The following is a 15,480-nucleotide window of genomic DNA, read 5'->3' as shown; positions in this document are numbered from 1 at the left end:
TACGGCGTCCGGTCAGTAGACGCGCGGCTTCGGCGGCACCACGGCCACGTCGTCGCTGAGCGTGTACATGTGCACCGGACGGTAGTCGAAGCTGCAGCCGCCCTTCTCGTCCACCGTGACCAGCGTGTGCTTGTGCCAGTTGACGTCGTCGCGGTCCGGGAAGTCCTCGTGCGCGTGCGCACCGCGGCTTTCCTTGCGCTGCTCGGCCGAGTTGATCGTGGCCACCGCATTCAGCAGCAGGTTGTGCAGTTCGTAGGTCTCGATCAGGTCCGAGTTCCAGACCAGCGAACGGTCGGAGACCTTGACGTCCTCGAAGCTGTTGAAGATGTCCTTCATCTTCTCACAGCCTTCCTGCAGGGTCTTGCTGGTGCGGAACACCGCCGCATCGGACTGCATCGTGCGCTGCATGTTGTCGCGGATCACCGCGGTCGGCGTGTCGCCGTTGGCGTTGCGCAGCCTGTCCAGGTGCGACAGCGCCTTGTCGCAGGCGTCCGACGGCAGCGTCTTGTGCGGTGCGCCCTTCTTGATCGTCTCGGCGCAGCGGTTGGCCACCGCGCGGCCGAACACGACCAGGTCGAGCAGCGAGTTCGAGCCAAGGCGGTTGGCGCCATGCACCGACACGCAGGCGGCCTCGCCGATCGCGTACAGGCCCGGCACCACGGCATCGTTGTTGTCGCCGACCTTGCGCACGACTTCGCCGTGATAGTTGGTCGGGATGCCGCCCATGTTGTAGTGCACGGTCGGGATCACCGGGATCGGCTGCTTGGCCACGTCGACGCCGGCGAAGATGTGGGCGCTCTCGGCGATGCCCGGCAGCTTCTCGTTGATCACTTCCGGGCCCAGGTGGGTCAGGTCGAGCAGGATGTGGTCCTTGTGCTCGCCGACGCCGCGGCCTTCGCGGATCTCGATGGTCATCGAACGGCTGACCACGTCGCGCGAGGCCAGGTCCTTGTAGTGCGGCGCATAGCGCTCCATGAAGCGCTCGCCATTGCTGTTGCGCAGGATGCCGCCTTCGCCGCGCACGCCTTCGGTGATCAGGCAGCCGGCACCATAGATGCCGGTCGGGTGGAACTGCACGAACTCCATGTCCTGCATCGGCAGGCCGGCGCGCATCACCAGACCGCCACCGTCGCCGGTGCAGGTGTGGGCGGAGGTGGCGCTGAAGTAGGCGCGGCCATAGCCGCCGGTGGCCAGCACCACGCCCTGGGCGCGGAACAGGTGCAGCGAGCCTTCAGCCATGTCCAGCGCGAGCACGCCGCGGCAGGCGCCCTCTTCGTCGAAGATGAGGTCGAGCGCGAAGTACTCGATCATGAAGCGCGCGTTGTGCGCCAGCGACTGCTGGTACAGCGTGTGCAGCATCGCATGGCCGGTGCGGTCGGCCGCGGCGCAGGTGCGCTGCGCCGGCGGGCCTTCGCCGAATCTGGTGGTCATGCCACCGAACGGACGCTGGTAGATCTTGCCTTCCTCGGTGCGCGAGAACGGCACGCCGTAGTGCTCGAGCTCGATGATCGCCGGGATCGCCTCGCGGCACATGTACTCGATCGCGTCCTGGTCGCCCAGCCAGTCCGAGCCCTTGATGGTGTCGAAGAAGTGGTAGCGCCAGTCATCCTCGCCCATGTTGCCGAGCGCGGCGGAAATGCCGCCCTGGGCGGCGACGGTGTGCGAGCGGGTCGGGAAGACCTTGGTCAGGCAGACCGTCTGCAGGCCCTTCTGGGCCAGGCCGAACGTGGCGCGCAGGCCGGCGCCGCCGGCGCCCACCACGACCATGTCGTACTTGTGTTCGGTGATCTTGTAAGCGGACATCTCGATGGTTCCTTTGGGCTGCGCCCTGTGGATCAGGCGCTGCCCAGCGCGATGCGGGCGACGGCGAAGACGCTGACGATGGCGCCGAGCACGGCGATGAACTTCACCGTGACCTGCAGGGCCAGAGCGAGCACGGACTCGTGGATGTAGTCCTCGAGGATGACCTGCAGGCCGAGCTGGGCATGCCAGAACATCGCCACCAGGAAGCCCACCAGCGGCACCGCGTTCCAGGGACGCGAGACGGCCGCCACGGCCTCCTGGTAGCCGGAGCCGACCAGGCTCAGCACGAACGCCAGGAACCAGACGGTCAGGAAGGCCAGCGCGGTGCCGGTCAGGCGCTGCTGGACGAAGTGCTCGGTGCCGGTCCGGGCCGCGCCGAGGCCGCGCACGTTCTTCAGCGGGGTGCGGAACTTGCTCATGCGGCGCCTCCGGCGGTGGCCACGTAGACCCAGATCAGCGCGGTGATGACCAGGCTGCCGATCACCGACGCCCAGCTGCTGCGGATGAAGGTGGAGATGCGGTAACCGACCGCGAAGTCCTGCACGATGTGGCGGATGCCATTGCACAGGTGGTAGGCGCCGGCCCAGCTCCAGCCGAACAGGAACAGCTTGCCCGGCAGGCTGCCGGCGAGACCGGTGACGCAGGTCCAGTGCTCTTCGCCGAGCATCAGCGCCAGCAGCGCGGCGGCGATCAGCAGCGCTCCGACAGCGAGGACGACGCCGGTGGCGCGGTGCAGAATCGAGGTGACCATCTGGATCTGCCAGCGGTAGACCTGCAGATGGGGTGACAGGGGACGTTCGCTGCTCATTGCGCTGGACTCGTTGTCTCGGCTGTGCGACCGGCGGCCGCGTGGCTGAAGGATGCGGCGTCAGAAATCGACGCAGCGCCCGTTCTTTTCCCAGTCCCCGTAGCGGGTCGGTTCCGGGCCGTCGCGGCCGCCGATTTCCTTCGGCATCGGCTCATCCCTGGGCGGCTGTGTCCCGGGAGCGGACTCTGGGTCTGGAGGTGTTTGGCCTATCATGGGATTCCTTGCACCGCACAAAATTTTAAGCCCCCGTTAACGTGCCTGACAACCTGCCCGCATCTTCGACCATCGCCGCACAGACGGCCTTCGCGCTGACCGACCACGCCCTGCTGGCGCTGGAAGGTCCCGATGCGATCGCCTTCGCGCAGGCGCAATTCGCAAACGACGTCGTCGCGCTGGCGACCGGCCACTGGCAGTGGAGCGCCTGGCTGACGCCCAAGGGACGCACCATCGCGGTGTTCGCGCTGTTGCGGCTGGCGGACGATGCCCTGCTCCTGCTGCTGCCCGATGGCGACGCCGACGCACTGGGCGACCAGTTGCGTCGCTTCGTGTTCCGGCGCAAGGCGGTGCTGCGTGCCCGGCCCGATCTGGCCGTCCTGGGCCGGTTCGCGCCGCCTGCGACCGCCTCGGGGGCGTCGATCGCTCATGACGGCGCGTCGTGGGAACTGGATTATGGCGCAGAGTCCCTTTCGCGCACGGTTCTCATTTGCGAACGCGAGGCGTTGCACGCCGAAGCGTCGGCCGACGCGCTGGAACGCTGGGCGCAGGCCGATCTGGCGTGCGGCCTGCCGCGCCTGGTCGAAGCACAGCGCGAGCAGTGGACGCCGCAGCAGATCGCACTGGACCGGCTGCATGCGTTCAGCGTGAAGAAGGGCTGCTATCCCGGCCAGGAAATCGTCGCCCGCACCCATTTCCTCGGCAAGGCCAAACGCGAACTGCTGCGCCTGCAGGTGGCCGACTCGGTCGAGGCCGGCGCCGAGGTGCAGCAGGACGGCCGCGCGATCGGCAGCGTCGTCAGTGTGGCCGGTCGCGCGCCCCGCCATGCGCTGGCCGTGCTGCCGCTGGAACGCGGCGACGGACCGCTGCTGGTCGATGCCCGGGAAGCCGTTCCGGCGCCCATCCGCGACGGTCTGGGCCGCTGATCGCAAGGCCGACAAGCCTGCGACCAGAAGCGCGCCGTTGCAGGGGGCGCGCCGTCTGCGGCCCCGGGCACCGGCGCAGGGAATGCATGCGGATGCCGCGGCAGCGCCCCGGCACCTCCACCGCACGTGCGTCAGGCGGCCAGGCGCTCGCCGTTCTGCGGATCGAACACATGCAGGTGCGCGGGGTCGACCCGCAGCCGCACCCGCTCGCCGGCCGCCGGCAACGCCTGCGGCGGCAGCCGCGACACCAGCGCGCGGCCGGCCGCATCCAGATGCAGGAAGGCTTCGCTGCCCACCGCCTCCACCACGTCCACGCGCGCGTCCAGACCGGGATCGCCTTCGCCGGTCGGCAGCAGATGCTCCGGACGAACGCCCAGCGTGATCCGGCGCTGCTCCCAGGCAGCCGGCAGGCGCGCGCCCGTCAGCGGCAGCTGCTGTCCATCATCCAGCAGCAGGGCCGGCGCGCCCTCCAGCCGCAGCCGCCCTTCCAGCGTGTTCATCGCCGGGCTGCCGAGGAAACCGGCCACGAACAGGTTGGCCGGCCGCTCGTACAGGGCCATCGGCGTGTCGATCTGCTGGATCCGGCCGCCATCGAGCACCACGATGCGCTGCCCCAGGGTCATCGCCTCGACCTGGTCGTGGGTCACGTAGATCATCGTCGCGCCCAGCCGCTGGTGCAGGCGCGCGATCTCGGTCCGGGTCGAATGGCGCAGCTTGGCGTCCAGGTTGGACAAGGGCTCGTCGAGCAGGAACACCGCCGGCTCGCGCACCAGGGCGCGCCCCAGTGCGACGCGCTGGCGCTGGCCGCCGGACATCTCGCGCGGCCGCTTGCCGAGCATGCCTTCCAGCCCGAGCATCGCCGCCGCCTCGCTCACCCGCTGGTCGATCCGCTCGCGCGGCTGCCCGCGCAGCTTCAGGCCGAAGGCCAGGTTCTCGGCCACGGTCATGTGCGGATACAGCGCGTAGTTCTGGAAGACCATCGCGATGTCGCGGTCCTTCGGCGCCACGTCGTTGACGACCCGGTCGCCGATGCGCAGTTCGCCGCCGCTGATCTCCTCCAGCCCCGCGATCATCCGCAGCAGGGTCGATTTGCCGCAGCCCGACGGCCCGACCAGCACCAGCAGTTCGCCATCGCTCACCTCGAACGAGGCGCCGTGCACGGCCACCTGCCCGTTCGGATACACCTTGCGCAGGTTGTCCAGCTTCAGTCCCGCCATGCTGCCTCCGACCACCGACGTCGCGACCGCTCCGGACCATCGGCGCGGGAAGAGCGACAGGATCCCGATGATCGCAGGTCGCCGAAGCCGGTTCCAGAACGCTGGAAACCGAACCGGGCCGCGCCCGTCATCACCGGGACAGTTTCCGGGGAGATCATCACCAAGCGCGGCAGCACGGCGTGAAACGCGCGCGCCGGACGCGATGACCACTGGACAAAAGTCGCACTGGCCCGCCATATTCGGGTGTTCGGCACAGACCCGCCGCACACCGCGTTCCCACCTCCATCCCGATGCCCGGGCCGCCCCCACCGCGCCTGGCACCAGGACGCCAACCTAGAGAAGATTCGGACCACGATGTCACAGTCCATGGATGCCCACCGGATGCACGACACCCTGCTGCTGTTCGGCGCCACCGGCGACCTCGCCCAGCGCTACCTGCTCCCGTCGCTGCTGCGGCTGCAGGGCGATGGTCTGCTCCCCGACGACTTCCGGATCCGCGCGCTGGCGCTGTCGCCGCACGACACCGACAAGTTCCACCAGATCCTGCGCGAGCGTTTCGCCCAGCTCGGTCACTACACCCCGGCACCCGGCCAGGTCGATGAATTCCTGGCGCGGGTGGACTACCGCGCGGTGGACATGCGCACGCCCGCATCGGTCGCCGATGCGGTGCGCGACCTGGTCGATCGCCGCTGCGTCAGCTACCTGTCGATCCCGCCGGGCCTGTACATCAGCACCTGCGAGGGCCTGGCCCTGGGCGGCGCGCTGAAGGCGCCGCACCGGCTGATGCTGGAGAAGCCGATCGGCCACGACCTGGCCTCGGCACGCGAGATCAACGCCACCCTCGGCCAGCTGGCCGACGAGGACAGGATCTTCCGCATCGACCATTACCTGGGCAAGGCGGCGGTGCAGAACCTGCTGGCGCTGCGCTTCGGCAACACGCTGCTGGAAGCGGTCTGGAACCGCACCTACATCGACTCGGTCAACATCCTGGTCTCCGAGAGCGAAGGCGTGGACGGGCGCAACGCCTACTACGCCCGCTCCGGCGCGCTGCGCGACATGGTCCAGAGCCACATCCTGCAGCTGCTGTGCCTGGTGGCGATGGAGCCGCCGGCCTCGCTGGAAGCCGACCGGATCCGCGACGAGAAGGTCAAGGTGCTGCGCGCCCTGCGCCCGTTCAGCGCGACCGAGGCGGCCCGCCACAGCGTGCGCGGCCGCTACACCGCGGGGACGATCGATGGCGCACCGGTGCAGGCGTACGCGCCGCCGGATGACAGCGATGTCGAAACCTTCGTCGGGGTCACCGCGCACATCGACAACTGGCGCTGGGCGGGCGTTCCGTTCCACATGGTCACCGGCAAGCGCCTGGCCGAGCGGTCTACCGTGGTCACGGTCACCCTGAAGCCGGTCAGCCACTGGCTGTTCGAGCGCCCGGACGGCGCCAACGCCGCGCCGAACCGGCTGACCTTCCGCCTGCAGCCGCAGGAAGACATCGAGCTGGGCCTGATGAGCAGCCTGGCCGGTCCGGAATGGGGCACGCTGGAACTGCATCCGCTGGAGCTGGAGCTGTCCTCGCAGACCGGCAAGAACCGCCGCATCGCCTACGAGCGCCTGTTCCTGGATGCGTTGAACGGCAATCACGCGCTGTTCGTGCGCAACGACGAGGTCGAGGCCGCGTGGGCCTGGACCGACAGCGTCACCGATGCCTGGCGCAGTGGCGCCGCGCCGCTGCAGGACTACCCGGCCGGCAGCTGGGGCCCGGAGGCGGCCGCCTGCTTCCTGCCCGCCGAGTTCGACGCCGTCGCGCGCCCCAGCCGCGACGAGGCATGAGCATGGCGGAAGACCTGCGCCTGATCGCCGACATCGGCGGCACCAATGCCCGCTTCGCCCTCGCCGACCCGCACGCACCGGCGCCGCTGCTCGACGACAGCGTGCGCGAGTTCGCGGTGGCCGACTTCCCGTCGCTGGCCGATGCCGCGCGCCACTACCTGGACCAGGTCGGCGCCAGCGCGCGCGCCGGCGTGTTCGCGGTGGCCGGCAAGGTCGACGGCGACGAGGCCCGCATCACCAACCACCCGTGGGTGATCTCGCGCAGCCGCACCCGCGACCTGCTCGGCTTCGACAGCGTGCACCTGATCAACGATTTCGCGGCCCAGGGCATGGCGGTGAGCCTGTACCGGCCCGAGGACGTGGTCGCGATCGGCGGCGTGTCCTGGCAGCCGGCACCGCTGGACCAGCCGCGCACCTACGCGGTGATCGGGCCGGGCACCGGCCTGGGCGTCGGCGGCCTGATCGTCCGCGACGGCCGCTGCTATCCGCTGGAAACCGAGGGCGGCCATGTCAGTTTCCCGCCGGGCACGCCCGAGGAGGCACGCATCCTGGAGATCCTGTCGGCGCAGTTCGGCCGGGTCTCCAACGAGCGCCTGATCTGCGGCCCCGGCCTGGTCAACATCCACCGCGCGCTGTGCGAGATCGCCGGCATCGACCCCGGCCTGCTGCAGCCCAAGGACATCACCGCACGCGCCGCCGAGGGCGATGCGCTGTGCATGCGCGCGGTCGACGTGTTCTGCGCGGTGTTCGGCGCCATCGCCGGCGACCTGGTGCTCACGCTCGGCGCCTGGGACGGCGTGTTCCTCACCGGCGGCCTGGTGCCACGGATGCTGGAGTCGCTGCGCCACTCCGGCTTCCGCCAGCGCTTCGAGGCCAAGGGCCGGTTCTCGCCGACGATGGCGCGGGTGCCGTCGCTGGCCGTCATGCACCCGCGCGCCGGCCTGCTCGGCGCCGCCGCCTGCGCGGTCGATCTGTTGCACAGGGAGGTCCGTTGAACATGAATGCACGCATCGACTGGCGCGCGCATGCCGATCAGGAAAGCTGGATCCATGCCGTCGCCGACGACATGGCGCGGACGCTGGAGGCAGAACTGGCCGCGGCCGGCAAGGCGCGCATGCTGCTGTCGGGCGGCACCACGCCGGCGCCGATCTACACCCAGCTGGCGATCGCGCCGCTGGACTGGCACCAGGTCACCGTGGGCCTGGTCGACGAGCGCTGGCTCTCGCCCGACGATTCGGCCAGCAACGCGCGCCTGGTCCGCGAAAGCCTGCTCGAGCACGCCGACATCGGCCACTTCGAACCGCTGGTGCGCCCGGGCCTGAGCGTGGCCGAGGCCGTGCATGCCGCCAATCTCGAGGCCGGCCATGCCCAGGATGCCTGCCTGGCGGTGCTGGGCATGGGCAACGATGGCCACACCGCCTCGCTGTTCCCCGGCTCGATCGACCTGGACCGCGCGCTGGCCAATCCGCAGCCCTACGCCGCACTGGACGCCACCGGCTGCCCGGTCGCCGGCGACTGGGCGCTGCGCATCACCCTGACCCCCGCCGGCCTGGCCCGCACCCGCCGTCGCCTGCTGCTGCTGCGCGGCGACGCCAAGCGCGAGATCTTCGAGCGCGCCTTGGCCGGCGACGACGTGCGCGAGCTGCCGATCCGCAGCGTCCTGCAGCTGCCGGGCGAGCCGCTGTGCGTGCACTGGTGCCCGTAAGTGCGAATCCTCGCAAGCGCCGGCACCTCCACGTGCCGGTGCCCAATGAAAGGCGCCGCGCTGCCAGCCATCGCGCGGCCTCGTTTCCGCCCCTCATAGCCGACTGCCAATGAGCCTGCATCCGAAGATCGAAGCCGTCACCGAACGCATCCGCCAGCGCAGTGCCGCCTCGCGCGCCGCCTACCTGGCCGGGATCGACGAGGCCGTGCGCAACGGCCCAAACCGCAGCCCGCTGAGCTGCGCCAACCTGGCCCACGTGTTCGCCGCCTGCGGCGACACCGACAAGTCGCGGCTGCGTGCCGAAGCGACACCGAACTTGGGCATCATCACCGCCTACAACGACATGCTCTCGGCGCACCAGCCGTACGAGCTGTATCCCGAACGCATCCGTGCCCTCGCCCGCCAGCTCGGCGCGACCGCGCAGGTCGCCGGCGGCGTGCCGGCGATGTGCGACGGCGTCACCCAGGGTCGCGGCGGCATGGAGCTGTCGCTGTTCTCGCGCGACGTGATCGCGCAGGCGGCCGCGGTCGGCCTCAGCCACGATGCGTTCGACGCGGCGCTGTACCTGGGCATCTGCGACAAGATCGTGCCCGGCCTGCTGATCGGCGCGCTGGCGTTCGGCCACCTGCCGGCGCTGTTCGTGCCGGCCGGCCCGATGCCGGCCGGCATCCCGAACAAGAAGAAGGCCGAGGTCCGCGAGCGCTACGCCGCCGGCGAAGCCACCCGCGAGGAACTGCTCGAGGTCGAGGCGCAGTCCTACCACGCGGCCGGCACCTGCACCTTCTACGGCACCGCCAATTCCAACCAGGTCCTGCTGGAAGCGATGGGCGTGCAGCTGCCGGGCAGCTCCTTCATCAATCCGGGCACGCCGCTGCGCGCGGCGCTGGACGACGAGGCCGTGCGCCGCGTGCTGGACATGACCGCGCTCGGCAACGATTACCGTCCGCTGGGCCGCCTGATCGACGAGCGCGCGATCGTCAACGCGGTGGTCGCGCTGATGGCCACCGGCGGCTCGACCAACCACACCATCCACTGGATCGCGGTGGCACGCGCGGCCGGCGTGGTCCTGACCTGGGACGACATGGACCAGATCTCGCAGGTGGTGCCGCTGCTGGCGCGCGTCTACCCGAACGGCGAGGCCGACGTGAACCGCTTCCAGGCCTCCGGTGGCGTGCCGTTCGTGTTCCGCGAACTGCTCGATGCCGGCCTGATGCACGACCTGCCGACCGTGGTCGGCGACGGCATGCGCGCCTTCACCCGCGAGCCGCGCATCGTCGACGGGACACTGGGGTCCGAACCCGCCCCCACGGTCAGCGGCGACCTGTCGGTGGTACGCACCGTGGCCGAACCGTTCGAGGCGCAGGGCGGCCTGCGCCTGCTCCGCGGCAACATCGGCCGCGGCCTGATCAAGCTGTCGGCGGTCAAGCCGGAGCATCGCTACGTCGAAGCGCAGGCGGTGGTCGTCGATGCGCCGCAGAAACTCAACAAGCTGCATGCCGCCGGCGTGCTGCCGCGCGATTTCGTCGCCGTGGTCACCTGGCAGGGGCCGCGCGCCAACGGCATGCCGGAACTGCACTCGCTGGCGCCGCTGCTGGGCATGCTGCAGAATCAGGGCCGCAAGGTCGCGCTGGTCACCGACGGCCGCCTCTCCGGTGCCTCGGGCAAGATCCCGGCGGCGATCCACGTGACCCCGGAAGCCGCACGCGGCGGCCCGATCGGCAAGGTCCGCGATGGCGACATGGTCCGCCTGGACAGCGAGACGGGCGTGTTGCAGGTCCTGGTCGACGAGGCCGAGTGGAACGCGCGTGACTGCGCCGGCAACACCACCCGCCCGGCGCACGACCTGGGTCGCAACCTGTTCGCCTTCAGCCGCGCGATGGTCGGCCCGGCCGACCAGGGCGCACTGTCCATTTCCTGCGGTCCGCCGGCCCACGATGGCAATGCCTGGGATTACGACGCCGAGTACGAGCTCGGCCAGACGCCATCGGCCGCGTTGGCGCCGCACGATTCCAAGGACGCCTGAACCCACGCACGGATGCGTTCCTGGCGCGTCCGTGCCTGTCCATCGGGACAACTGCCACAGCCAGCATCGACCGCTCCCGGCGGTGCCGTCGCCGATAGAATGGCCGGCCCACCGGAGCGTTCGCGGCCATGCCGCACGGCCGCATTGACACCGCTTCACCGGCCCGACGCGGCCGGTTCCACCCGAGGAGTCGCAGATCCATGAGCATCGCCGTCCACCAGGCCAAGGCCGAAACCCTGCTCCGCGCCGCCGGCATCCTGCCGGTCGTCACCGCCAACAGCGTCGACGAGGCACGCAGGCTGTCGGCCGCGCTGCTCAAGGGCGGCCTGACCGCGATCGAGCTGACCCTGCGTACGCCGGCCGCGCTCGACGCGCTGGTCGCACTGAAGAAGGAACTGCCCGACATCGCCGTCGGCATGGGCACGGTGCTGACCGTCGAGCAGATGCAGCGCTGCATCGAACTGGGCGCCGATTTCCTGGTCACCCCGGGCACCCCGCCGGAGCTGGCCGATGCGCTGGCGCAGGCGCCGATCCCGGTGGTGCCGGGCGGCGCCACGCCGACCGAGTTCCTGTCGCTGATGGCGCGCGGCTTCCGCGTCTGCAAGCTGTTCCCGGCCACTGCGGTCGGCGGGCTGACGATGCTCAAGGGTCTGGCCGGTCCGATGGCCGAGCTGAAGATCTGTCCGACCGGCGGCATCACCGAGGCCAGCGCGCCGGAGTTCCTGGCCCAGCCGAACGTGCTGTGCGTCGGCGGTTCCTGGATGGTCCCGCAGCAGTGGCTGGCCAATGGCGAGTGGGACAAGGTCGAGGCCAGCGCCACCGGCGCGGCGGCGATCGTCGCGGCAGCGCGCGCGAAGTAATGCGGGCGCCGACGTCCACGCGCGCCAGGCGTGCGTGGACGCACGACGCGCCCCCGGCCATCAGCAGCGGTCTCTGCGTCGCCCGCCGCGTGGCTGGCGATTGCGCGCGACACGCGTCGACGCGGACGTGACCCGGCAACCGGCGGCACGTGCACGTGCCGCCGGTCGTCGACGGTTTACTTCACCCGCCGCAGGTGCGAACCACCGCCACGTGGCGGCGGACGCCGGCCACCGCCCCCGAACGGCGGCTGCCCGCGCCAGTAGCGGATCACCAGCCAGCCGAACAGCATGCCGCCCAGATGGGCGAAATGCGCGATGCCCGGCTCGCCGGGGCGCAGACCCCAGCCACCCGTAAGTCCCATCAGCAGCGAGATCGCGCCGATCACGATGACGAAGGTGCGCGCCTTCATCGGGATCGGCGGAAACAGCAGCATCACCCGCTGGTTCGGGAACAGCAGGCCGAAGGCCATCAGCAGGCCGAACACGCCACCGGACGCACCCACCGTCGGATAGGCGATGCCGCCCGAGGACACCGTCCACCAGCCGACCAGCAGCTGGCACAGGCCGGCGCCTGCCACGCTGATCAGGTAGAAGGCGAGGAAACGCCGCGGCCCCCAGGTCAGCTCCAGCGGAGCGCCGAACATGTACAGCGCCAGCATGTTGAACAACAGGTGGGCAAACCCGCCGTGCAGGAAGCCGTAGGTCAGCAGCTGCCAGACCTGGAAGTTCTGCCCGGGCGAGAACGGGTCGAAGCCCAGCGCGCTGGGTGGCCACAGCATGAAGGGCGCGAAGGTCGCGTCGCCCAGCATCAGCTGCAGCAGGAACAGCGCGACGTTGGCGATCAGCAGCGCCTGGGTGACGGGAGGCAGTCGGGAAAGCATCCGGTGGTCCATGGATGTGGGGCGCCCATAATAGCCGCTGCCCGTCGCGTGCACGGTCGACGCCGCGTGGATCCCGGCCACGGCGCCGCAGCGCTCCCCAGCGGCAGACAGCCCGTCGAAGACGCGTCCCGGCACCGCGCGGAACCCGCGACGCGGTACCGCCGCAAGATCGGTGGACCACACCTCGATACCGGGATGACCGCGCTCCGGGGCGCGCCGTCGACATCCGGATGCCTCAGGCGTCCGGACCCCACAGCAGGCTGTCCAGATCGCGCGCGGGCTTCACCCCCACCACCTTCCCCTTCTCCACGCGCACGCCCTCGGCGCGCAGGCGCCTGGCCTGCTCGCGCCAGGCCTGCGAGCCTTCGGGGAAGGCGATGCGTCCGTCGGAACGCAGCACACGATGCCAGGGCAAGGCCGGATCCTCGTTCTGGCCCAGCACGCGGGCAGCCAGCCGTGCACGTCCAGGCAGGCCCGCACGACGCGCGACCTCGCCATAACCGGCCACCTGCCCGGCCGGAATCGCCCGTACCGCCGCGAGGATCCGGGTGGCGGCGTCTTGGCTGGCGGACGTGGACATGTGCGCAGCGTACCGGATCGCCGCCCTCGCGCGGGTCACGCCGGCCGGCATCGGGTAGGCTGGAACCCGGACAGCGCCATGGACCGATGCAATGCGCAACTTCGAACAGATCCGCGGACACCTGCTCAACGCCGGCTTCCGGCTGACCACGCAGGATCCGTATGTCGCCTGCGTGGAGCTGTCGCTGGATGGCGGCAACCGCCACCAGTCGATCTTCCTGTCCGAACTGGATGCCGACGATGGCCGCCGGCTGCTGCGGGTCAGCACCGTGATCGCACCGATCACCGGCGTCGATGCGCGCCGCGCGCTCGCGTTCAACTGGCACAGCAGCGTCGGCTACCTCGCGATCGGCGAGCTGGACGGCGTGCCCTACCTGCAGCTGTGCGAAAACCGGCCGTACGCGGGCCTGGACGAGGCCGAGGTCGAGCGGCTGGTGCTGGAGATCGGCGGCGTCGGCGACAGCATGGAACGCGCGCTGTCGGCCGAGGGCGACCTGCTCTAGCGGCCCGCATCCGGCCCTTCGGGTGCCTGAATGCGATGGAAGGTGCGTGACGCCGCGGGGTGCCCCACCCACGCGCTCGCATTCCCTCACACGACCCGCCCCCGTACCGCGACCACACGCGGCGCGGTTCGGTGGCGTCCCCTCATCAGCAGTCGGACCGTGATCCGTGATCCGTCACCAATCGTGCGCACAGACGCTGTCGTGTTTTCCATGCATCGGTCGCAACGCATCCATGCCCGATGCGGCATGCGACGCAGCCCTCGGGGCGACACAGCGCAAAACGCGGAAGGCCGCCCGGAGGCGGCCTTCGCGATGGCAAGGTGGACAGTGGCGGGTGGTCAGGCCCAGCCCACCGCCCGCATGCCGCGCAGGATCAGGTAGGCCAGGCCACCTGCCGCCGGAATGGTCAGGATCCAGGCCCAGATGATCCGCTCGATCACGCCGATCTTCAGCGCGCGCGGGTTCTTGGCAAAACCCACGCCCATGATCGCGGTCGAGATGCTGTGCGTGGTCGACACCGGCATGCCGAAGTGCGCGGCCAGGGTCAGCACGGTGGCCGAGCTGGTCTCGGCGGCAAAGCCGTGGATCGGGTGCAGCTTGACCATCTTGTGGCCCAGCGTCTTGATGATGCGCCAGCCACCGGAAGCGGTGCCGGCGGCCATCACCAGGGCACAGGTGATGACGATCCAGGTCGCGATCCCACTGGCGCCGGCGCCGTCCGGATGCAGGAAGGCCAGCCAGTTCGGCAGATTGTCCAGCGTGCCCGCCGCCTCGGCGCCGATCAGGGTCAGCGCGATGATGCCCATGGTCTTCTGCGCGTCGTTGTGGCCGTGGGCGAAGCCCATGTACGCGGCCGACAGGATCTGGGCCTTGCCGAAGAACGCGTTGACCCAGCGCGGGCGCGCCAGCCGCCCCAGCACGCCGCCGACGCGGACCATGCCGGCGATCAGCGCCCACAGCAGCAGCATCATCACCACGCCGAGCAGGAAGCCGGCCAGTGGCGAGGTGATCATCGGCAGGAACACCTTCCACAGCAGGCCCTTGTTCTGGGCCCAGTTGCCGACCGACTCGGACCACACCAGCGCGTTCCAGTCGTTGCTGGCCGCCGCCAGCGCCGCGCCGCACAGGCCGCCGATCAAGGCATGCGAGGACGAGGACGGCAGGCCGAACCACCAGGTGATCAGGTTCCACACGATACCGCCGAGCAGCGCGCACAGGATCACCTGCGACGACGCCTCGACCACGTCGGTGTTGACGATGCCGGTGGCGATGGTCGCGGCCACGGCGGTGCCGGTGAGCGCGCCGATCAGGTTCATCACCGCAGCCAGCGAGACCGCCGCACCGGGCGACAGCACCTTGGTCGCGACCACGGTGGCGATCGAGTTGGCGGTGTCGTGGAATCCGTTGATGAACTCGAAGACGAGTGCGGTCAGGATCACGACCAGGACGAGCGTCAGCATCGGTCGGGCCCGTCAGGAATTCTTCAGCACGATCTGGTACGCGACCACGCCGGCCTCGCGGCAACGGTCGATCGCCTTTTCCAGGATCTCGAAGAACTCCTTGAGCAGGAACATCTGCAGGTGGTCCAGACGGCCGGAATAGATGTCGCGGTACAGCTCCAGCATCAGCCGGTCGGCCTCGTTCTCCAGCGCCCGCAGCTTCTCGTTGAGCGCGGTCATCCGGTCCAGGTTCATGTGGCGCAGCTCGCGCACCATCTCCACGACCACCGAGGCGGCCTGCTCCAGCATCGCCGCGCGCGGCGCGAAATCGATGTGGGCCAGGTGCTGGGTCGCCAGCGAGTAGCGGTCGGCGAACTTCTCGACCTGCTTGGGAATCTTGTACAGCGCCGAACCCAGCGACTCGATGTCCTCGCGCTCCAGCGGGGTGATGAAGCTGTCGATCAGCGCCTGGCCGATCTTCTCCGAGGCGGTGCGCTCGCGTTGGCGGGCCAGCTTGAAGCCGTCCAGCGCCGGTTGGCGGTCGGAGGCCTTCATCATCTCGTACAGGGCCCGGGTACTGTCGTGGGCGGCCTCGGCGGCCTCGTCCAGGAGGACGAAGAACTGCTTGCCGGAACCGAAAATCGTCTGCAATGAGAACATGTAAGCGTGTGTCCGCCGCCGCGGGATGGGCAGTCG

16 protein-coding genes are annotated in these 15,480 nt (G+C 69.9%); 7 read left to right on the top strand and 9 right to left on the bottom strand.

Annotation, left to right across the window (positions count from 1 at the left end):
* Window positions 1-12: 12 nt before the first annotated feature.
* From sdhA to IB242_RS20625, 4 genes are read right to left on the bottom strand one after another with little or no spacing between them, the layout of a single operon-like run.
* On the bottom strand, window positions 13-1,803 hold the full coding sequence (gene sdhA, locus IB242_RS04465; protein WP_192276223.1) for a succinate dehydrogenase flavoprotein subunit: 1,791 nt from the start codon (window positions 1,801-1,803) through the stop codon (window positions 13-15).
* A gap of 32 nt (window positions 1,804-1,835) precedes the next feature.
* A complete protein-coding gene (sdhD, locus tag IB242_RS04460) occupies window positions 1,836-2,222 on the bottom strand; it encodes a succinate dehydrogenase, hydrophobic membrane anchor protein (protein ID WP_192276221.1) in 387 nt (128 codons plus the stop codon).
* Complete coding sequence (gene sdhC, locus IB242_RS04455; protein WP_192276219.1) at window positions 2,219-2,611, bottom strand: succinate dehydrogenase, cytochrome b556 subunit; 393 nt, start codon at window positions 2,609-2,611, stop codon at window positions 2,219-2,221. The genes sdhD and sdhC overlap by 4 nt, the downstream gene beginning before the upstream one ends.
* Window positions 2,612-2,671: 60 nt before the next feature.
* Window positions 2,672-2,758: a DUF1674 domain-containing protein gene (locus IB242_RS20625; RefSeq protein ID WP_255523452.1), complete on the bottom strand. Its 87-nt coding sequence runs from the start codon at window positions 2,756-2,758 to the stop codon at window positions 2,672-2,674.
* Window positions 2,759-2,895: 137 nt separating this feature from the next.
* On the opposite strand from IB242_RS20625, the gene IB242_RS04445 reads away from it, so the two are divergent.
* Window positions 2,896-3,750, top strand: a complete 855-nt coding sequence (locus tag IB242_RS04445) for a folate-binding protein (protein WP_343237100.1) — start codon at window positions 2,896-2,898, stop codon at window positions 3,748-3,750.
* 131 nt (window positions 3,751-3,881) lie between these two features.
* On the opposite strand, the gene ugpC is transcribed toward IB242_RS04445, so the two are convergent.
* Window positions 3,882-4,967, bottom strand: a complete 1,086-nt coding sequence (gene ugpC, locus IB242_RS04440; protein WP_192276217.1) for a sn-glycerol-3-phosphate ABC transporter ATP-binding protein UgpC — start codon at window positions 4,965-4,967, stop codon at window positions 3,882-3,884.
* Window positions 4,968-5,348: 381 nt separating this feature from the next.
* Between ugpC and zwf the strand changes: the two genes are divergently transcribed.
* The 5 genes from zwf to eda all read left to right on the top strand — a co-directional run bounded on the left by zwf (window position 5,349) and on the right by eda (window position 11,382).
* Window positions 5,349-6,794: a glucose-6-phosphate dehydrogenase gene (gene zwf / locus IB242_RS04435; RefSeq protein WP_192276216.1), complete on the top strand. Its 1,446-nt coding sequence runs from the start codon at window positions 5,349-5,351 to the stop codon at window positions 6,792-6,794.
* Between the two features lie 2 nt (window positions 6,795-6,796).
* A complete protein-coding gene (gene glk / locus IB242_RS04430) occupies window positions 6,797-7,789 on the top strand; it encodes a glucokinase (protein ID WP_192277723.1) in 993 nt (330 codons plus the stop codon).
* A gap of 2 nt (window positions 7,790-7,791) precedes the next feature.
* Complete coding sequence (gene pgl / locus IB242_RS04425; RefSeq protein ID WP_192276215.1) at window positions 7,792-8,499, top strand: 6-phosphogluconolactonase; 708 nt, start codon at window positions 7,792-7,794, stop codon at window positions 8,497-8,499.
* A gap of 109 nt (window positions 8,500-8,608) precedes the next feature.
* On the top strand, window positions 8,609-10,522 hold the full coding sequence (edd, locus tag IB242_RS04420; protein ID WP_192276214.1) for a phosphogluconate dehydratase: 1,914 nt from the start codon (window positions 8,609-8,611) through the stop codon (window positions 10,520-10,522).
* A gap of 200 nt (window positions 10,523-10,722) precedes the next feature.
* Window positions 10,723-11,382 carry a bifunctional 4-hydroxy-2-oxoglutarate aldolase/2-dehydro-3-deoxy-phosphogluconate aldolase gene (gene eda, locus IB242_RS04415; RefSeq protein ID WP_192276213.1) on the top strand — a complete coding sequence of 220 codons (660 nt, stop codon included), beginning with the start codon at window positions 10,723-10,725 and terminating at the stop codon, window positions 11,380-11,382.
* 176 nt (window positions 11,383-11,558) lie between these two features.
* On the opposite strand, the gene IB242_RS04410 is transcribed toward eda, so the two are convergent.
* Together IB242_RS04410 and IB242_RS04405 are read right to left on the bottom strand one after the other, a co-directional pair.
* On the bottom strand, window positions 11,559-12,263 hold the full coding sequence (locus IB242_RS04410) for a rhomboid family intramembrane serine protease (RefSeq protein ID WP_192276211.1): 705 nt from the start codon (window positions 12,261-12,263) through the stop codon (window positions 11,559-11,561).
* Window positions 12,264-12,498: 235 nt separating this feature from the next.
* The gene (locus IB242_RS04405; RefSeq protein WP_225540018.1) at window positions 12,499-12,843 is read right to left on the bottom strand and encodes an MGMT family protein; all 345 of its coding nucleotides are present in this window, start codon (window positions 12,841-12,843) and stop codon (window positions 12,499-12,501) included.
* Between the two features lie 91 nt (window positions 12,844-12,934).
* Between IB242_RS04405 and IB242_RS04400 the strand changes: the two genes are divergently transcribed.
* Window positions 12,935-13,345, top strand: coding sequence for a hypothetical protein (locus IB242_RS04400; RefSeq protein ID WP_192276207.1), 411 nt, complete (start codon window positions 12,935-12,937; stop codon window positions 13,343-13,345).
* A 338-nt stretch (window positions 13,346-13,683) separates the two neighbouring features.
* On the opposite strand, the gene IB242_RS04395 is transcribed toward IB242_RS04400, so the two are convergent.
* Both IB242_RS04395 and IB242_RS04390 read right to left on the bottom strand, forming a co-directional pair.
* On the bottom strand, window positions 13,684-14,805 hold the full coding sequence (locus tag IB242_RS04395; RefSeq protein ID WP_192276205.1) for an inorganic phosphate transporter: 1,122 nt from the start codon (window positions 14,803-14,805) through the stop codon (window positions 13,684-13,686).
* A 12-nt stretch (window positions 14,806-14,817) separates the two neighbouring features.
* Window positions 14,818-15,444 (bottom strand): DUF47 family protein, encoded by a 627-nt coding sequence (locus tag IB242_RS04390; RefSeq protein ID WP_192276203.1) that lies wholly within the window; start codon window positions 15,442-15,444, stop codon window positions 14,818-14,820.
* Between the last annotated feature and the right edge of the window lie 36 nt (window positions 15,445-15,480).

Origin of the sequence: Xanthomonas sp. XNM01, assembly GCF_014851915.1 — a bacterium.
Classification (GTDB): domain Bacteria; phylum Pseudomonadota; class Gammaproteobacteria; order Xanthomonadales; family Xanthomonadaceae; genus Pseudoxanthomonas.
The sequence above is the reverse complement of the archived record's forward strand: the minus strand, read 5'-3'. Positions and strand labels throughout refer to the sequence as shown.